We start from the raw sequence: 17,779 nt of genomic DNA on the forward strand, positions 1-17,779 counted from the left end.
TAACTCAAACTCATTAAATGAAAAAATTAAACATATTATTTCTTTTGCTTCTGGTCTGTACACTATGGTCTTGCGTAAAAGAAGAAAACGAAAATTTATTATCTCCGGCAAAGGATAGCGATATAAAAGAAAGTGGCTGGCAATACGAGCCCTGGAGCGCACCGGCTCATTATACAGATGCAGCTTCAGATCAATACGATTCGCAGGTACTTATGTTATCTTCAGATACCTTAACTGCTGAACGTTGGTTTAAAAAAATTGATGTAAAACCTTTTGCTACCTATAAAGTAACTGGTTTCGTAAAAACCGAAGGTGTAGAAGGCGAAAGCGAATATAGTGGTGCCGGATTACGACTTGGAAAATTTGAATTTACAGGTGATACTATTTTTAAGGGAGATACCGATTGGACAAAAGTCGACATGGAATTCTCTACAGAAATGGACGATAGTTTTATGCTAGAGCTTTTACTTGGAAAAAGAGGACAGGCAAAAGGAAAGATCTATTTTGATAATTTTCAAATAGAAGAAATTTCAGCTAAAGAATTAAAACCGGAAATTACTGTAAACCTGGACGAAAAATTAGATCCTATGTCACCATATATCTATGGGCAGTTTATAGAGCATATGGGAAAATCTATTTACGGCGGTATGTGGGCAGAAATGCTGGACGATCGTAAATTTTATTATGTTCCGGGTACAAAAAAATCACCTTGGGAAACAGCTGTAGATACCAATTCGGTTAGCATCGATAGTTCGTATTCATATTCACAGGGAAAATTACCGGTGTATCAGGTAGAAAATAATTTAAGCTTAAAACAACAAAAGTTAGCGCTTGTTTCTGGCAAAACTTATGAAGGGCGATTGGTTTTTAAAGGAAATGGAATTAAAAAAGTTACTATTGCATTAAATGGAAATGAGAAGAGTTTCGATGTTTCTGGCAGTAATTTTCAGAAAATAACTTTTGAATTTTCTTCTGAAGAAACTAGCGATAATGGAAGTTTAGACATCACTTTTGAAGGAACAGGAAAACTAACATTAGCTGCAGCTTCTTTAATGCCAAGTGACAATATTAAAGGTTACCGTCCTGAAGTGATCGAACTAATGAAACAATTAGATGCGCCAATTTACAGATGGCCTGGTGGAAATTTTGTTTCGGGTTACGATTGGAAAGATGGTATTGGCGATCCAGATAAGCGTCCTACAAAATTTGAAAGAGCCTGGAATGGTTTAGAATATAACGATGTTGGTATTCACGAATTTATGGAGCTTTGTGAGATCTTAGAAACAAAAGCGAATATTGCAGTAAACACCGGACTTGGAACGGCAGAACTTGCTGCTAACGAAGTTGAATATTTTAACGGAGCTGCTTCTACAAAAATGGGACAATGGAGAGCTGAAAATGGGCATCCAGAACCTTATAATGTGAAACTTTGGGCCGTAGGAAACGAAATGTTTGGTGATTGGCAGTTAGGCCACATGCCAATCGAAGATTATGTGAAAAAGCATAATAAAGTAGCTAAGGCAATGTGGGATGTAGATCCAAACATCGATCTTATTGCTGTTGGTTATCCAGGTAAATGGAATGATATGATGTACAAGAATAGTGCTGAATATATGACCTTTATTAGTGAGCATTTTTACAAACAAAACTGGCATGCCGGTGGATTGTTAACGCACGTAAACCAAATGCCAGAAGTAATCGAGGCCGTAGCTGAAGAACATAGAAGAGCGCGTAGAGAAATCCCTGGCATTGCAGAGAAGAATATCAAGATCGCGATGGACGAGTGGAATTACTGGTATGGGCCGCATGTTTACGGATTACTAGGGACACGATACTTTTTAAGAGACGCTTTAGGTATTGCCGCGGGATTGAATGAATTTTCTCGCCAGTCTGATATTTATTACATGGCTAATTATGCGCAAACCGTGAATGTAATTGGAGCGATTAAAACCACTAAGACCGATGCGTGGTTAGAAGGAACGGGATTAGTTTTAAAATTATATCGTCAGGAATTTGGTACGCAGCCGGTTGAATTTACCGGATCGCCAGAGCCTTTAGATGTTTCAGCCACGCTAACAGAAGATGGCGAATTTCTTACAATTTCAGTAGTAAACGCTACGCATGAGACACAATCTTTAAAATTAGACGGAATTTCAGAAAGCATAGCTACTTCAGGAGAATCATTTATTATTTCAGGAGAAAATGATATGGTTTTTAATGATGAAGAAAATAAAGAGCGAATTAGTATTTCTGAAGCTGGAATAGAAATTTCAGAAAACGCTATAGAAATTCCGAAGGAAAGCGCAGGAATCTATAAGTTTAAAGTGAATAAATAAGTTAGGAGAAAATTTATTTTTCCGACGAAATAAAACATTAAAAATAGAAATCAGGATTAGCCATTTTTGAATGTAATTCTTGAGAATTGAGTAAAAAATGAACATGAAAACTAAATTACAGACATTGCTTTTATGGTTTTTGATAACGATAACGGCAAATGCACAGCAGGAATCTACCTATTGGGATAACCTTAAAGACCGGGAATCTACACTTGGGATTGAAGAAGGTTTTACTGAGGTAAAAACCAACGAATTTACGCTAAAACTGGTAAATGCCTCACAAACCGTAGCGGGCTTATACCCAAATTCAGATCCAGATTTCGATTTTACTCCGGGTGAGCGTATCGAAATTCGTGATAAAGACGGTATCTATTATATTGGCGATCTAAACTTCAGAATAAAAGGAGCAGATGGCGAATGGAAGTCTTTTTCTACGGCTAAGCATCGTAAAAAAGTAGAAGCTTTATCAGTATCTGGTAATGTTTTAGCAGCCGCAGATCTAAGTAATACTTTAGGTGAAGAAAACCCACTTAGCATTAAAAGATACTACGAGAAAAAAGACGGTGGTTTGGTATTGCGTTTTGAAATTACAAACCCAACAAGCAAATCTGTTGAAATTGGTGCTTTAGGAACGCCAATGGCTTTCAATAACATTTTAGAAGGAAAGCATTTAGATGAAACGCATGCCGATAATGTATTTTTTGACCCATATATTGGGAATGATGCCGGGTATTTAGAAGTAAAACATCTTACTGGCGAAGGCGAAGCTTTATTGGTGTTACCAGAAAGCAATATGCCGTTTGAAGCTTATCGACCGTTAAATGACGATCCTAGTAATAGAAGTATTGTTTTTGAAGGTGTTCACGAATGGATGGCGCTTAGTAAAGCTTATGCTGAAAAAGAGTGGAAAGATAAAGACCAATGGAATAAACCAACTTCTTTAAGCCTTGGAGCAGGGGAAACGCAGAATTTCGCATTGAAGTTTGTATTAGCGCCTAGCATCAAAGAAATTCAGGATAAATTAATCGAAGAGCAAAGACCGGTAGCCGTTGGTGTACCAGGTTATGTGTTGCCAATGGATGTAGACGGGAAATTATTCCTTAACTATCCAGAAGCTGTAGAAGAGATTTTGGTAGAACCAAAAGGAGCGATCACGATTTCTGAAATTGAAAAAAAAGGAGCCGGTTTTACCGAATATGAGGTAAAAGGAAATATTTGGGGCAGAAGCCGTGTAACGGTAACTTATAAAGATGGTTTAGAACAAACGATAAACTATAAAGTGATTAAGCCAGAAACCGAAGTTGTAGATGATTTTGGACATTTCTTGATGACTGAGCAGTGGTTTGACCAGCCTGATGAATTCTTCGGAAGAACAAACTCGGTGATCTCTTACGATTACGAAGATAAAAAGCAAATTACTCAGGATAGCCGTGCTTGGGTAGCCGGATTAAGTGATGAAGGTGGAGCTGGTAGCTGGTTAGGAGCCATGATGAAGCAACTTATTCAGCCAGAAAAAGCAGAGATCGAAAAACTGGAATTGTTTATTGATGAAACACTTTGGGGTGGTATTCAGTATGATGAAGGAAAAAGAAAATACGGAGTTAAGAAAAGTATTTTTTATTACGAGCCAGATTCTTTACCAAAAGGAACATATCGTGATGATATAAACTACAACACTTGGGCAGCATGGAATAAAGAGCATGCCGGTGATCCAGGAAGATCGTATAACTATCCTCACGTAGCCGCTGCTTACTGGGTAATGTATCGTTTATCTAGATATCACGAAGGATTGGTAGATAATCATGATTGGAAATGGTATCTAGAGCAGGCATATCACACCTCTGTTACGATGCCAGAATTAGCGCCCTGGTATGCTGTTTTTGGGCAAATGGAAGGAACAGTGTTCTTAAACATTTTAAAAGATCTACAAGCAGAAGGATTAACCGAGATGGCGACCAGCTTAGAAGCTTCAATGAAGAAAAGAGCAGATCACTGGAAGTCTTTAAATTATCCATTTGGTAGCGAAATGCCTTGGGATTCTACGGGGCAGGAAGAAGTATTTATGTGGAGTGATTATTTTGGGTATCAGCAAAAGGCAAACGTTACTTTGAATGCGATTTTGGCCTATATGCCTACAATGCCGCACTGGGCTTATAACGGTAACGCACGTAGATATTGGGATTTCCTTTACGGAGGTAAATTATCGAGAGTAGAACGCCAAATTCATCATTATGGATCTGGTTTAAATGCGATCCCGGTTTTAAAAGCTTATAGAAACAATCCAGATTTCTATCTATTAAAAGTTGGTTATGGCGGAACTTTAGGAGCGATCTCTAACATCACAAAAGATGGATTTGGATCTGCAGCTTTCCACTCATATCCATCGACGATGAGAATCGATTATTTATCAGGTGATTATGGATCTAACTTCTTTGGTTATGCGATTAATTCGGCCACTTATATTACCGATAATGAAGATCTGGGATGGCTTTCTTTTGGTGGAAATATCGAGGAAGATGATGATGAAATTATCGTAAGCCTAACTACTGCAGCAAAAAGTAAGATCTATTTTGAACCAAAAGGATTATGGTTAACGCTAGATGCAGGTTCGTTTAAAGAATTGATATACGATACCTCTTCAGGAGAAATAGAATTGATTTTAAATGAGAAAACCAAGGATAGTCCGGAAGCTTATTTAAGATCGAATAAAGAATTAGATCTGAAATTCGATAAAATGAACGGTGCTTATAAAATTCCGTTGAAGAAAAAATCTATTTCAATTAGCATCGAATAAAAAGTAGTTTGTTAGTTATTCAATATAGTTTTAATTGTTTTTGATGTGTTAAAAAGAGAGGTTTTTGCCTCTCTTTATTTATGCTTTAATGATTTAATAATCGTATAGAGATACTATACTTAAAATAGATCTTGTTGAAAATCAGGTAGTTTACTTTTTAATTTTATCCATATCTGGAGATGCGTAGGGATAACTTAGTATTTTTAATATTCCTTTGCCCTTTATGAGCTTAAAAATGCCATAGGCGATCCATAAACTCAGTATAGAAATCATTGTCAATGCTAAAATTCCGTAGAAATTAGGAAAAGCATCGTACAAAGACAGTCCTAAAAAAATGAAGGGTAAAATAGCTAATATCGCCAATATTAATCCGATGATCGCTCTAAAAAGTAATTTCATTATGCTGAATTTAATGCGCAATAGCTTCAATTTAGAAAAAAGAGAAGGGAATTATTTTAAAAAACTGTGAAAATCAGTTTTTTGGGATAAAATCAGTTATAAAAAGCATTTCAGAAACATAGAAAATCGACTTAGTATTCTAAATCGATATTCTATAATTTCTATGGTTTTTTTAATTTAGCTATTTAAGCAGATTTCTTCGCGATGGTTGCAAATTGTGGGTAAAAGCAATCTAAGGCCGTACAAAATAATAAGATGTTATAAACATAAGGCATTAAGGATTTAGATTTATTAATACCAAAATGCTCGACGATCTCGAAGCCGTTATTTTCGTACATTCTTTTAATACTCTTTGAGGTAAAAAAACGTAAATGGGTATAATCCATCACACCAGATTTTTGATATTTCCAGTCGCCCTGAAATATAAACCTGGTTATTACTTTGTGAGAACGAATATTAGGAATCGAACTAATAATTACTCCGTTTTCGCTTAATTTTGTCTTGATCTTTTTTAACGAGTCTTCTGGGTAGGCCAGATGTTCTAAGACATCATTTAAATAAATCGCATCAAAGTAATTATCTGGTAATAAATCGATTGCATCTTCTAATTTTAGATTGATCACATTATCCAGGCGTTCCTTAGCCATTTTTGCTTCATCTTCCATAAACTCGATTCCCCAGGCTTCGATTTGATGTTGCTTTTTAAGTTCAGCACTCATAGCGCCCTGGCCACATCCTACATCCAATATTTTTTTTGCTTTATTTGGTAATAGGGCCTGCATTTCTGGTCTGGAATCTACATAGTATTTCCCCGGTTTCTTAGAATACTCCATTGATGGTTTAAAAGGTTGAAGATCGAAATATAATCATTTTAATTGACCTATAATCTCGTTAACTCGTTTTTCTAATTGCCTTGAATTATTGGAAACATTAATCACTTTCTTTTTGGGATCGATGATCATGTAAGTAGGGAAGAGGCGAATATTTAAACTATCCAGCACAAATTTTTTGTTTAGGCGTAGCATTGTTACCTGATAATCTTTATCATCTAAATAGTTATTTAAAGTATGTTCCTCATTTATTGATACATTAAGAAATTCAATGTCGCGATACTTGTATTTTTGAACAAGAGCTTCGATATCTTGCAGTTCAGATTTACATTTTCCGCAGTTGGTATACCAAAAATTAAGCACCAGATATTTATCCTTGATCTGACTTATATCGTAAGATTTACCATTTAGGTTTTTTAAATCAAAATCTGGTAAAGGTTTATTTACAAATCTTATGTTTCGTAATTCTCGTTCGGCTTTCTTAGCAAGCAAATTTCCCATTTCTTTATTACCATCTTCAGGAATTTCTATTAGCTTGTAGAAGGTTAGATCCTTAGCAGAATTCATTCTAACCACAAAGTATTTACCGGTACTCAGTTCTTCTAAAAAAGCTTCTTTTTCTATTTCTTCGGAAGTTGCGTTCAACGCACGGTAATCTTTACTAAGATCGATATAGATTTTGTCATATTTATACCAATTTGAAAAATGATTCTGGATTGTAGCAATATCTACATTTGGTGTGCCGTATAGTGGTGGCTTTTCCTTACAACTAAATAATAAAATAAATAGCGATGAGAATAAAATTAGATTTGACAAGCTTGTTTTTTTGATTGATTGCATGATGATCTTTTAAGGTGTGCCTTAAGATAATCCATATTTTTAGATTGCAATAGCTTATTCACTTGAAATTACATTTGAAACTTTTAAAAAGTACAATCTGTTGTAACTACAGTGTCCTCATTAATTATTTCTGAAATTTGCTCAAGCTCTTCAGGAATATCATCGATACAAACCTCCTTGATAAATGGATAATTTGCCAGCTCTGCATTTCCTATATAGTTTGCCCAGAATTTATCTAAAACAGAGCCATTTTTCAGGATAAGTGTGTGTATTAAGTTTTCAGAAATATCAAGCTCTTCTAATTGTTTCAGGCAATGAAAATCAAATACTTCTGGCTCACCACCTTCCAAATAGCGCATATTTAGTTTTTTTATAGAAGGCGCTTCACAAAAATCAACGATTAGAAAACTATTCTCCAGTATTAGTTCTTCCAAGTTAACGCAACCCTGCATCGAAATTCGGGTAAAATGAGTTGGATATTTCCAATCTTCTGGTGCTATTTCATATCCAGGATTATTGTGAGTTAGATCCAGCTTGGTTAGATTTTTTAAATTAGAAACGTTAATAGAAGCGTATAAGTTTGAAGATAAATGATTTATAATTAGTATCTCTAAGTTGCCAAGAGCCGTAAAATCATAAGAAACTTTTGCGTCATTCAGATTTTCTACAAAACCCTCGTTAGTACTAGTGGTAAGTTCTAAGTACTTCAAATTACTGAAGTGTTCAATTTCACGAATATCAACCGAATTTATTATAATTCCGTAGTCAAATCCAAGAATTAAACTTTCAACGGTTTCAACTTCTTCTAACTGTATTAAGCCATCATTGTTTAGATCGATATTTCTATCTCCAATTCTATCATTATTAGTGTCTACAGCATTGGTACTTAAAAGGGCATTTTTAAAATTTGGATCCTGAATTTCTAAAATTTCTTCTGGTTTTTCTGAAGGAGATGGTTCGCACGAAATTAAATATATGACACTAAAAATAGCGAGAAATAATACCCGAATTTTTTTCATTTAAGATGAATTGAGATTGATGTAAGAACAGCATTATCAAAAACGACTATCTGTTTTTAATGTTTCAAAAATAGCTAAAAATAGGATACGATTCTTAATGTTTTAATGAAGTATTTGTTTAGCTACCTGTTAATTATTCCACAGCAATCGATTCAAAAGGTTCTATTGGCGTAGAATCACGAATTAAAAATACATATTGCAACACATCTGTAGTATGTATTTTGGATGATCTTGGTAATACATCACCGCCAAAAAAATTAACTTTTATGCCGCTTAAATACTGTGAAGAATTATATGGAGACATCTCACTGTTAAGTTTAAATAATGTTACAGAATTAACGTTAGAGAGGCATTTAAGATCGTTTATGCCTTTAACCAACATTATTGGACCGTCTTCATTTAGAATTTTTGTTTTCTCATCATTGGGAGAAGGATATTGATCATTTTTAGGGAAATACACTTCGCTATCGATATTATAGCATACAAATGTGTTAATTTGATTTTTTGGAAAGTGTTTTTTAAGTCGGGCAGCAAAAGATTTGTAACCGTTATCTCCAAAAGCTTCTTGTAAAACATGAGCAAATCCAAAAAAGCCATAAAATTTTTCGCTTTTCAAGTTTTTCTTTGTCATGATGTTCAAAAAATTTAGCATCATAATAGAATCACGCGAAATATCGGTACGTCTATCATTAAAATTCTTATCTATTCCTAAAATGGTTATTTTTTCAGTCTCTTTTAATTTGCGATTATAATCGTATAGGTTAGACCATTTATCATAAAGTTGCTTACCAGATTGCTGTGGTATTCGCTGTTTTATATCGATCACAATTTGTTTTAATAACAGCGTATCTTTGTATGGTTTATCTAGAAATAAGTTCAACTTATTAGACCGTAAACTATCCATTTCGGCCAGATAATATTGTAAGCTTCCCCTAATTAGAACTGCCTGATTGTCTAAAATTACTGTTTTTCATAGTTCTGGCGGTACCGCCAGAACTATGAAATTCTGCATAGGCTACAGGTGCCATTTTTCCTAAGGCATCATGTGGCCGTACGTTATTATAATCTTCCATCCAAGTTTGGGTTTGTTCCCTGACTTGGTTTAGATCTTCAAAGATATACTTATTGAGTACTCCTCTTCGGTAACTTCCATTAAAGCGTTCAATAAATGCATTTTGTGTCGGCTTTCCGGGTTGGATATATTGAAAAATGATGCCTTGCATCTGACTCCACTCCGAGGCGATCTTAGCTACAAATTCAGGACCATTATCCATCCTTATTTTTTGAGGTTTTTCCCTGCGATTAATTAAATGGTTTAATACCCAAATGACACGCTTGCTGGGCAATGAAAAATCAATTTCTATATGTAATACTTCCCGGTTATAATCATCAATAACTGTTAGGCCGCGGAAGCGTCTTTTATTCTCTAAAACATCAGTAACAAAATCAATACTCCAACTACGATTGGGAGCTAATGGAACTTCCAAAGGTTCTTTGACTCTGGCCGGTAATCGCTTTTTTACCTTTCTTCTTAAACTTAAACCAAGTTTTTTATAGACCCGGTACACCCGTTTATGGTTCCAAGGCTTACCTTCATGGCGTAATCGTTCATAAGCCATCCAAAAGCCCTCTTCCGAATGTTCTTCAGCCTTTTGTTTTAAAGCTGTTTCAATCGCAGTGTCGTTCTTCGGCAAAGGACTGTAGTAATAAACACTCTTACTCATATTCAAAACACGGCATGCCCTACTAATACCGTAATGAATAAGTTCTTTTGTGATAGCTCGTTTACGGCAGGGCTTTAAAGCTTTTTTTCAATAATCTCTTTGGCCATTTGATGATCCAGCGATAAATTGGCATACATCTGCTTGAGCCTCCGATTTTCTTCCTCAAGGTCTTTTAAACGCTTAAGTTCTTTACCGTTCATACCGCCATAACGTTCCCGCCACTTGTAAAAAGCAGCTGTGCTGATTTTGTACTCCCGGCTGATCTCAGCAGCCGTTTTGCCGTTATCAAATTCCTTTAAAATCTTGGCGATTTGTTGTGGTGAATATTTACTCTTCTTCATAATTACTGTTTAAATTAAGCAAAATATTATACTTTTAAACAGTTCGCTTTTAAGGGAAGCTTACAGTGAAATCAATAGGTTCGGGAATTTCTCAAAGAACTTGTAAGCCAAAAATTGTTCTGAAATATAACTTACATTACTATAGATATTTAAATTTTTAGAAAATTCAAATTCACTCTTTATCATTTTTTGAATATTCTCTGGCTGATTTTTAAAATCTGGAGAATTGAGATACTCAGGGCCTTGTTCAGAATTTTGATTTTCTTTTATGCGATCATTTATTTCTGTAATTTCTCTGTTGAAGTCTTTGTCAGACTTCACGGAAAATGGTGTAAGAATCAAAATTTGAGGTTCAAATTTTTTTTGTCCATAAAATGATAATGAGAATAAAAACGCGAATAATAGGAGTTTGTTTTTCACTGATGATTTGTTTTGTCTTGCTGCCAACGGTTTCCTTTACTTCGTTTATTAATAATATACCTTTGAGATGAAGAAGGAGGAGAACTAGAACGGTTTCGAGATTACAGGTCCAATAGTCGTAAGAGTCCTCCATTCTTCATACGGGTAGCAAGAACCATTTGGAATACCAGGTCTTTTTATGGACCCGTTAAAGGAGTTAGTTAATGCACCCTTCAAATAATAATTTTTTAAAAGTATGAAAAATTACCAAGAAGTAATCGGAATTGATGTTTCGAAAAGTAAATTAGATGGCTACGCCTATAATCGTAATATCCATCGAGAATTCAGTAATGATGTAAAGGGTTATAAAGCCCTTTTGAAATGGGCTAACGATGAGAAGGAAAAAGTGTTTTTTTGTTTTGAGAATACCGGTCATTATTCCTTGAAGTTAGCATTATATTTATCATCAAAGAAGCAGGCATATGTACAAGAGAACCCCATAGTGATCAAACGTTCTTCAGGAGTAATAAGAGAGAAGAATGACGTGGTAGATGCAAAGATGATTGCACGGTATGGGTGGCTTCACCGTGAGGAGCTTTCTCCGAGTGAGCTTAAAAATAATGAACTATTGGAAGTAGGTAGATTGCTGGCTTTACGAGATCAGCTAGTTCGTAGTCGTACGGGATTGAAGAATACCCTTTCAGAGCTTAAGAAATTATTGACCAGTAGTTCGACAGATACCTGTTGCAAGACACTTTTAAGCTCTATAGCTCATCTGACTTCACAAATTAATAAAATAGAAAAGCAGCTAAAATCACTTATAAGAACTTCTGATACATTAACGCATAATTATAGGTTGATTACCTCTTTAAAAGGTGTAGGATTGATTGTAGGCGCTCAATTGCTTTACCACACTGACAATTTTAAACGATTTGATAGCTGGCGACAATTCTCGAGTTATTGTGGCACGGCACCCTTTGGCCATAGTTCGGGAAGTAGCATTCTCAAAAAACGGAAATGCCACCCCATTGGAGATCGGCAAATGAAGAGCCTACTTAGCATGGCAGCCTGTACCGCCATTCAATATGACAGTGAATTGAGACAGTATTATAAGAAAAAGCGAGAGGAAGGTAAACTCAAAATGATTGCGCTAAATAATGTTCGCAATAAGCTATTATCCAGAGTTTTTGCAGTAGTAAAGAGAGGAACTCCATATGTGGAATTACAAAAATTTGCAGCCTGAAAAATAATAGAAAAAACTTGGATTTAACCTTGGAATACGAGTATGGACAGTTGCGGGCTGGTTTGCCAGTTTGTGTCCGCTTAAAATAAATATAGCTAAAAACATCGAATATCGATTAAGTATTTAGCCGCAATTGACCATACGCGTTGTTAGCGGCTGACTGATTATTCGTTTTTTATATATTTTATGTCCAGTTTTCCGATTTTCAAAATCTGTCTTGTTCTTAACTTTTCATTTTCTAGTTGTTTTTTTTCTAATTTTTTACCGATCGTATTTTCCCATTTTTCTATAGTCAACGGATATAGTTTAGACCAATGAAATATTTCAATAAGAGCATCCATATTTTCCTCAAAGTTTGGGTTTATCCAATCTTTAGGAATTAAAAAGGCATGATGATTTTCAAATGTGACATTACCAATGTAATAATCACCGCTCAACTTATCCTCGAAATCATTATCATTTAATTTTGGATCAAAATCATAAAAAGCTTCGATAATTTCATATTCCAATTTTCTATTTTTCTTATCGACTTTCACCGTTTCGCTCATATTATAGATTTTGAAATAAAAACTTTTATACACTCCTTCGAAATATAGATCTGGATTTAATTTGAATTTGTTTTTATCTAAGAAACTATATCTTATAGACTGTAATTGTTTGATTTTCTTTTTCCTTAAATAATATTCTTGACTAAAAAAGCCTACAACACAAAAAATAAAAATGATTGTAAAACAACAAATTAACCCATTATAAAATGAATTTAATAAGCTATTTTCTATTAGAGATAGGAGGAAAAGAAAAGTACCAGTTATTATTCCTCCAAAACAACCATTTATCCAATAATCTTTAAATTTTTCTTTTCTTAATATAGGAACATTATTCATAAAATTAATAGCAAAATGGCGCATTCAAGGTTCTAACGCAACAACTGTTGCTATTTTTGGTTTCGTACAATTTAGTATAAATCTTAAAATTTATGCGGCATTTTGTTTAAAAATCTCATTGGGAGTTTTATAGTTAATGATTTTTCGAGGTCTGTTGTTGAGTTTATCCTGAACATGCTTAAGTTGTTTAGCTGTAACTTTATTAAAATCAGTTCGTTTAGGGAAGTATCTTCTGATAAGTCCATTGGTATTTTCGTTGGTACCTCTTTGCCATGAAGCATATGGATCTGCAAAATAAACTTTGATCCCTGTTTTTTTGGTAAAGTCTTTATGCTTAGCCATTTCATTCCCGTTATCGTAGGTCATTGTTTTAATTAAATGTTGATTAAAGCCCTGTAATACTTTAGCAAACTGCTTTGTTACTGTTGCTGATTTTCTGTCTTTTAGCTTTATGATACATACGAATCTTGATTTTCTTTCAACGATAGTTCCTATGGCACTTTTTTGTCCTTTACCGATAACTAGATCACCTTCCCAATGTCCTATCTCTAGTCTATTTTCAATGTGTTTAGGTCGGTCTTTGATGTTAATGACATCTTTTATTTTCGAACCTCTTTTGGTCTTTGCATGAGCTCTTCTGCGTTGTGATTTTTGATAGGGTAGTAGTTTGATTAGCTTTTTGTTTAAACTGGCCTGTCTATGTCTATAAATATGCATATAGATAGCTTCATAAGAAATGGACATCACCGGATCGTTTGGGTATTTATCTTTGAGTCTGCCAGCAATCTGATCTGGGGACCAACCTTGTAATAATCCTTTATAAACAAAGAACTTAAGTTTTATATGGGTATTGATTTTATCAAGGTTTCTTTTGTTGAGATAGTCGTCTTTCGCTAACCAATTGGCTAATGTCGCATCGTATTTATCATCTTTATTAACGACAAGCTTATTGATTTCTCTGGATATGGTAGATCTGGCTCTGTTGAGCTTTTTGGCGATAAAGGCTTTCGTTTTATCTTCATCGATCAGTGTCTGGATAATAACTCTTTCTTTGAAGGATAATCGTTTGTATTTTTTGGTCTTCATTTGAACAAATCTAAGGATATGATTTGTTGCGTTGAGTTATTGAATCCGGGAATGTTCATGTATTATACTGAAATAGGTTGACCATTTTTGATTCAATTTTCGACAGATTAAATGGTCAATAGTTCTAAATTTTGTTTATTCCTTTTGTAGGAATGATATTCTATATTTCTATTCAAATGAACAAAGTTAGGGGTGTTCAACTTGAGGCTAAAATGCGGTCTTTTGTTGTTGTAAATCTCAACAGCTCTTTTGACCATCTTCTTCGCTAAGTTAGTATTTTTTATAGTTCGTTTTAAATCATATTCATATTTAAGCGTTCTGTTGATTCTCTCAGCCACGGCGTTCTCGTATGGATCGTACTTCTCGGTCATACTCATTACTATTCCATGATCCTCAGCAAAGCCTGTATATAGCGGGTTGCAGTACTGAATTCCACGATCTGAGTGGTGGATGAGTTTCTGATTTTTGTATTTTCTGTTTTTAATGGCCATTCTAAGGGCATCGACGCAAATTGATGTCTTCATATGACTTGCTAATTTATAACCCATAATTTGCTTAGAATAGGCATCTGTAACCAATGCCAGGTAGCTGTGTCCGTTCTGCGTTTTGATATAGGTAATATCGCTTACCCAAAGTTGTTCCGGCCTGGTTGGAACTTTGTCTTTTACGAGGTTCTTGTATTTAAAGAATCGATGTTTTGAATCGGTTGTGATATGGAACCGCTTTAATTTAGGCACGAGCAGGTTATTCATCCGCATTACACGATAGAATTTATCTCTTCCTATTTTAATACCGAGTCGGTTCATATCATTCTTTAATTCTTTATAGAGTTTAATCCCACCGGTACGCATTCCATACTTATTTCGGTACTCTTTTATAAGCCGAATGATCAGCTGTTGCTGAACTTGTCTGGTCTTGTGAGATCTTAATCGTTTGTAAAAAGCTTGTTTAGAAATCCCAAAACATTGGATCAACCATTTTCTTTTGAACGGTTTAGTTTCTTTTTTTCGATCTCGTCTGCTAATGTTTTGGGCAATGACTTTTTTGCCATATCAACACCTGTAATAAGTTCCATGTCAGCAATAATGTCTTGTTGGAAGTCTTTGACAAATTCCAGTTCCTCTATTTTTTCTTTGAGTTTTTTGATTTCATCTTTCTTGCTCATCCCTTGTTTCTTTTGTTCTAAAGTACTGTATTTTTTCAACCAGTAATAGATGGAAGCTCTGGAAACTTGATATTTATCGGAAGCATGATTGATAGAGATCTGTGCATTTTGAATCTGATCAATGATCAGGAGCTTGAGATCGTAACCTACTTTTTTGTAGGAATTTTTTTGACAGTGTTGATTTTGTTCTTTCATTAGGTATAGTACTAAAAGGTTTAATTTTTAGTCAACCTATTTCAGGAAAGTAGGCGCATTCAAGGTTCTAACGCAACAACTGTTGCTATTTTTGGTTTCGTACAATTTAGTATAAATCTTAAAATTTATGCGGCATTTTGTTTAAAAATCTCATTGGGAGTTTTATAGTTAATGATTTTTCGAGGTCTGTTGTTGAGTTTATCCTGAACATGCTTAAGTTGTTTAGCTGTAACTTTATTAAAATCAGTTCGTTTAGGGAAGTATCTTCTGATAAGTCCATTGGTATTTTCGTTGGTACCTCTTTGCCATGAAGCATATGGATCTGCAAAATAAACTTTGATCCCTGTTTTTTTGGTAAAGTCTTTATGCTTAGCCATTTCATTCCCGTTATCGTAGGTCATTGTTTTAATTAAATGTTGATTAAAGCCCTGTAATACTTTAGCAAACTGCTTTGTTACTGTTGCTGATTTTCTGTCTTTTAGCTTTATGATACATACGAATCTTGATTTTCTTTCAACGATAGTTCCTATGGCACTTTTTTGTCCTTTACCGATAACTAGATCACCTTCCCAATGTCCTATCTCTAGTCTATTTTCAATGTGTTTAGGTCGGTCTTTGATGTTAATGACATCTTTTATTTTCGAACCTCTTTTGGTCTTTGCATGAGCTCTTCTGCGTTGTGATTTTTGATAGGGTAGTAGTTTGATTAGCTTTTTGTTTAAACTGGCCTGTCTATGTCTATAAATATGCATATAGATAGCTTCATAAGAAATGGACATCACCGGATCGTTTGGGTATTTATCTTTGAGTCTGCCAGCAATCTGATCTGGGGACCAACCTTGTAATAATCCTTTATAAACAAAGAACTTAAGTTTTATATGGGTATTGATTTTATCAAGGTTTCTTTTGTTGAGATAGTCGTCTTTCGCTAACCAATTGGCTAATGTCGCATCGTATTTATCATCTTTATTAACGACAAGCTTATTGATTTCTCTGGATATGGTAGATCTGGCTCTGTTGAGCTTTTTGGCGATAAAGGCTTTCGTTTTATCTTCATCGATCAGTGTCTGGATAATAACTCTTTCTTTGAAGGATAATCGTTTGTATTTTTTGGTCTTCATTTGAACAAATCTAAGGATATGATTTGTTGCGTTGAGTTATTGAATCCGGGGTACGTCAATGAAGTTTGCCGCTAACGGTCTTGTATAACAATCAGTTGCGGATTGTTTAAAAACTAAGATAGCTAAAATTACCGACTTTTATGCTTGTGCGGTTGTGTCCGCAGGACACAAAGCCGCAATTGTTGTTATACATTGTTAGCACACGTTTTTTATTCAGCTTCGTATTTTGGATTTCGAATATCACTTCTATGAACCTTCTGCACGTTTTTTATCAAATCTCTTTCACAAGCTCCAAATTCCGCAAAGTTCTTTTTTGCTTGGTTTAATGAAACTCGATTTGCGCCACCTTTATAGTTCGGGTCATTTTTTTGAATTGGGTCATCTTCCCAAAAGCAAATTGTACAAATCTGATAAGTTCCATTTGGTTTTTCATTCAGCGTATTGTAACCACAACAATCGCAGTAAAATCTGCCATTTGCTTGAGCTCTTTGAAATTGCACAATTTCAATCAATTCTTTGTCAGAGTATTTTTTCAAAAAGTCAACTATTTTGTTTTCAGAGTACTCTTTAGAGAAGAAAAGTCGATAACTTTCGTAATTGGTTTTAGCTAATTCAGGATTTATTTCTTGAAAAAATTCGTAGTCTATTTCACACTCTTCACGCAAATAATCTTCGATAATGTCTTTTAATTCCCACGTATCAACATCAAGAACAGTTTGGTTATCTATTCTGTGAAGTTTAATATGTGGTCTTTCAATTTTCACGATTTTTCTCAAATGTGTGCTAACGGTTTCGAGTATGGACAGTTGCGGGTTGGTTAGCCAGATTGTGTCCGCTTAAAATAAATATAGCTAAAAACATCGAATATCGATTAAGTAATTAGCCGCAATTGACCATACGCGTTGTGTGTGCCCAGCATGGGCATCTTTATCATATCGAAGATATGATATTAATCTAGAGGGTGCAAGTCCCTTATGGGCAGGGGTGACGCCTTGAACCATTAGTAAGCTGCAAGCTTGTCTGTCGCGAGACAGGAAGTGAAGGAAGCAGGACTACAAACCCTGGTACTGACGAACAGGAACCGGATATGAGGCTACAAGGTTGGATGAGCAAGCACATCATTGTGATGTCCTAAACATTTCTTTGGAAATGAATACCGAAGTAGTAGATCCGGCAGGAATCAGGGGAAAGAAGATGTTCTTACCTGGGGAGGTCTCCATAGCCACGGGATGGTTTGGTGGAGAAGTCAGCCGAGGTAATAGTACTCACAGGAAACGAGGTGTAGCAAAACTGCATAGGTCTCACAAGTGAGGAAGGACTGAACGCAATCCTTTTGGAAATTACATTGGGAGCATTGATTTTCGCTAACTGGGTGACCGATTCCCAAGAAAATCTGTAGCCTT

General features: G+C 35.0%; 16 protein-coding genes. 3 read left to right on the forward strand and 13 right to left on the reverse strand.

Going from position 1 to position 17,779, the window contains the following annotated elements; genetic code table 11:
• Nucleotides 1–17: 17 nt before the first annotated feature.
• Together INR75_RS14030 and INR75_RS14035 are read left to right on the forward strand one after the other, a co-directional pair.
• Nucleotides 18–2,336: an alpha-L-arabinofuranosidase C-terminal domain-containing protein gene (locus INR75_RS14030; RefSeq protein ID WP_223089269.1), complete on the forward strand. Its 2,319-nt coding sequence runs from the start codon at nt 18–20 to the stop codon at nt 2,334–2,336.
• 103 nt (nt 2,337–2,439) lie between these two features.
• The gene (locus INR75_RS14035; RefSeq protein ID WP_223089270.1) at nt 2,440–5,130 is read left to right on the forward strand and encodes a DUF5695 domain-containing protein; all 2,691 of its coding nucleotides are present in this window, start codon (nt 2,440–2,442) and stop codon (nt 5,128–5,130) included.
• A gap of 150 nt (nt 5,131–5,280) precedes the next feature.
• Here the strand turns inward: INR75_RS14035 and INR75_RS14040 are convergent, their stop codons facing one another.
• From INR75_RS14040 to INR75_RS14070, 7 genes are all read right to left on the reverse strand, one after another.
• Nucleotides 5,281–5,529, reverse strand: a complete 249-nt coding sequence (locus tag INR75_RS14040; RefSeq protein ID WP_223089271.1) for a hypothetical protein — start codon at nt 5,527–5,529, stop codon at nt 5,281–5,283.
• A gap of 185 nt (nt 5,530–5,714) precedes the next feature.
• On the reverse strand, nt 5,715–6,362 hold the full coding sequence (locus tag INR75_RS14045; protein ID WP_223089272.1) for a class I SAM-dependent methyltransferase: 648 nt from the start codon (nt 6,360–6,362) through the stop codon (nt 5,715–5,717).
• Nucleotides 6,363–6,395: 33 nt separating this feature from the next.
• The gene (locus tag INR75_RS14050) at nt 6,396–7,175 is read right to left on the reverse strand and encodes a TlpA disulfide reductase family protein (RefSeq protein ID WP_223089273.1); all 780 of its coding nucleotides are present in this window, start codon (nt 7,173–7,175) and stop codon (nt 6,396–6,398) included.
• A gap of 107 nt (nt 7,176–7,282) precedes the next feature.
• Complete coding sequence (locus tag INR75_RS14055; protein WP_223089274.1) at nt 7,283–8,218, reverse strand: hypothetical protein; 936 nt, start codon at nt 8,216–8,218, stop codon at nt 7,283–7,285.
• A 133-nt stretch (nt 8,219–8,351) separates the two neighbouring features.
• On the reverse strand, nt 8,352–9,122 hold the full coding sequence (locus tag INR75_RS14060; RefSeq protein ID WP_223089275.1) for a hypothetical protein: 771 nt from the start codon (nt 9,120–9,122) through the stop codon (nt 8,352–8,354).
• Nucleotides 9,123–9,150: 28 nt separating this feature from the next.
• Nucleotides 9,151–10,283 (reverse strand): IS3 family transposase gene (locus INR75_RS14065; RefSeq protein WP_223088857.1). Its coding sequence is split into 2 segments (ribosomal slippage): nt 9,151–10,022 and nt 10,022–10,283, totalling 1,134 coding nucleotides; the frame shifts between segments, so codons are not numbered across the junction.
• Nucleotides 10,284–10,343: 60 nt separating this feature from the next.
• Entirely contained in the window at nt 10,344–10,703 is a 360-nt protein-coding gene (locus tag INR75_RS14070; protein WP_223089276.1) for a hypothetical protein, read from the reverse strand.
• A gap of 235 nt (nt 10,704–10,938) precedes the next feature.
• Between INR75_RS14070 and INR75_RS14075 the strand changes: the two genes are divergently transcribed.
• Complete coding sequence (locus tag INR75_RS14075; RefSeq protein ID WP_223089277.1) at nt 10,939–11,925, forward strand: IS110 family transposase; 987 nt, start codon at nt 10,939–10,941, stop codon at nt 11,923–11,925.
• Nucleotides 11,926–12,089: 164 nt separating this feature from the next.
• Here INR75_RS14075 and INR75_RS14080 read toward each other — a convergent pair whose 3' ends face one another.
• The 6 genes from INR75_RS14080 to INR75_RS20505 form a co-directional block, all read right to left on the reverse strand.
• On the reverse strand, nt 12,090–12,833 hold the full coding sequence (locus INR75_RS14080) for a hypothetical protein (protein ID WP_223089278.1): 744 nt from the start codon (nt 12,831–12,833) through the stop codon (nt 12,090–12,092).
• A gap of 66 nt (nt 12,834–12,899) precedes the next feature.
• Nucleotides 12,900–13,895 carry an IS30 family transposase gene (locus tag INR75_RS14085; protein ID WP_223089155.1) on the reverse strand — a complete coding sequence of 332 codons (996 nt, stop codon included), beginning with the start codon at nt 13,893–13,895 and terminating at the stop codon, nt 12,900–12,902.
• Nucleotides 13,896–14,002: 107 nt separating this feature from the next.
• Nucleotides 14,003–14,869: an IS3 family transposase gene (locus INR75_RS14090; RefSeq protein ID WP_223089279.1), complete on the reverse strand. Its 867-nt coding sequence runs from the start codon at nt 14,867–14,869 to the stop codon at nt 14,003–14,005.
• Nucleotides 14,866–15,255 (reverse strand): IS630 transposase-related protein, encoded by a 390-nt coding sequence (locus INR75_RS14095; protein ID WP_223089280.1) that lies wholly within the window; start codon nt 15,253–15,255, stop codon nt 14,866–14,868. The genes INR75_RS14090 and INR75_RS14095 overlap by 4 nt, the downstream gene beginning before the upstream one ends.
• A gap of 125 nt (nt 15,256–15,380) precedes the next feature.
• The gene (locus tag INR75_RS14100) at nt 15,381–16,376 is read right to left on the reverse strand and encodes an IS30 family transposase (RefSeq protein ID WP_223089155.1); all 996 of its coding nucleotides are present in this window, start codon (nt 16,374–16,376) and stop codon (nt 15,381–15,383) included.
• A 209-nt stretch (nt 16,377–16,585) separates the two neighbouring features.
• The gene (locus INR75_RS20505; protein ID WP_255584556.1) at nt 16,586–17,152 is read right to left on the reverse strand and encodes a CPCC family cysteine-rich protein; all 567 of its coding nucleotides are present in this window, start codon (nt 17,150–17,152) and stop codon (nt 16,586–16,588) included.
• Nucleotides 17,153–17,779 lie beyond the last annotated feature (627 nt).

This window comes from Zunongwangia sp. SCSIO 43204, from assembly GCF_019904275.1.
Classification (GTDB): domain Bacteria; phylum Bacteroidota; class Bacteroidia; order Flavobacteriales; family Flavobacteriaceae; genus Zunongwangia; species Zunongwangia mangrovi.

Excerpts from the sequence above, each read along its gene's own strand:
- INR75_RS14055 (WP_223089274.1), bottom strand. The coding sequence starts at position 8,218 with ATGAAAAAAATTCGGGTATTATTTCTCGCTATTTTTAGTGTCATATAT.
- INR75_RS14095 (WP_223089280.1), bottom strand. The coding sequence starts at position 15,255 with ATGAAAGAACAAAATCAACACTGTCAAAAAAATTCCTACAAAAAAGTA.
- INR75_RS14030 (WP_223089269.1), top strand. The coding sequence starts at position 18 with ATGAAAAAATTAAACATATTATTTCTTTTGCTTCTGGTCTGTACACTA.
- INR75_RS14100 (WP_223089155.1), bottom strand. The coding sequence starts at position 16,376 with ATGAAGACCAAAAAATACAAACGATTATCCTTCAAAGAAAGAGTTATT.
- INR75_RS14075 (WP_223089277.1), top strand. The coding sequence starts at position 10,939 with ATGAAAAATTACCAAGAAGTAATCGGAATTGATGTTTCGAAAAGTAAA.
- INR75_RS14035 (WP_223089270.1), top strand. The coding sequence starts at position 2,440 with ATGAAAACTAAATTACAGACATTGCTTTTATGGTTTTTGATAACGATA.
- INR75_RS14085 (WP_223089155.1), bottom strand. The coding sequence starts at position 13,895 with ATGAAGACCAAAAAATACAAACGATTATCCTTCAAAGAAAGAGTTATT.
- INR75_RS14060 (WP_223089275.1), bottom strand. The coding sequence starts at position 9,122 with ATGGATAGTTTACGGTCTAATAAGTTGAACTTATTTCTAGATAAACCA.
- INR75_RS14045 (WP_223089272.1), bottom strand. The coding sequence starts at position 6,362 with ATGGAGTATTCTAAGAAACCGGGGAAATACTATGTAGATTCCAGACCA.
- INR75_RS14080 (WP_223089278.1), bottom strand. The coding sequence starts at position 12,833 with ATGCGCCATTTTGCTATTAATTTTATGAATAATGTTCCTATATTAAGA.
- INR75_RS14040 (WP_223089271.1), bottom strand. The coding sequence starts at position 5,529 with ATGAAATTACTTTTTAGAGCGATCATCGGATTAATATTGGCGATATTA.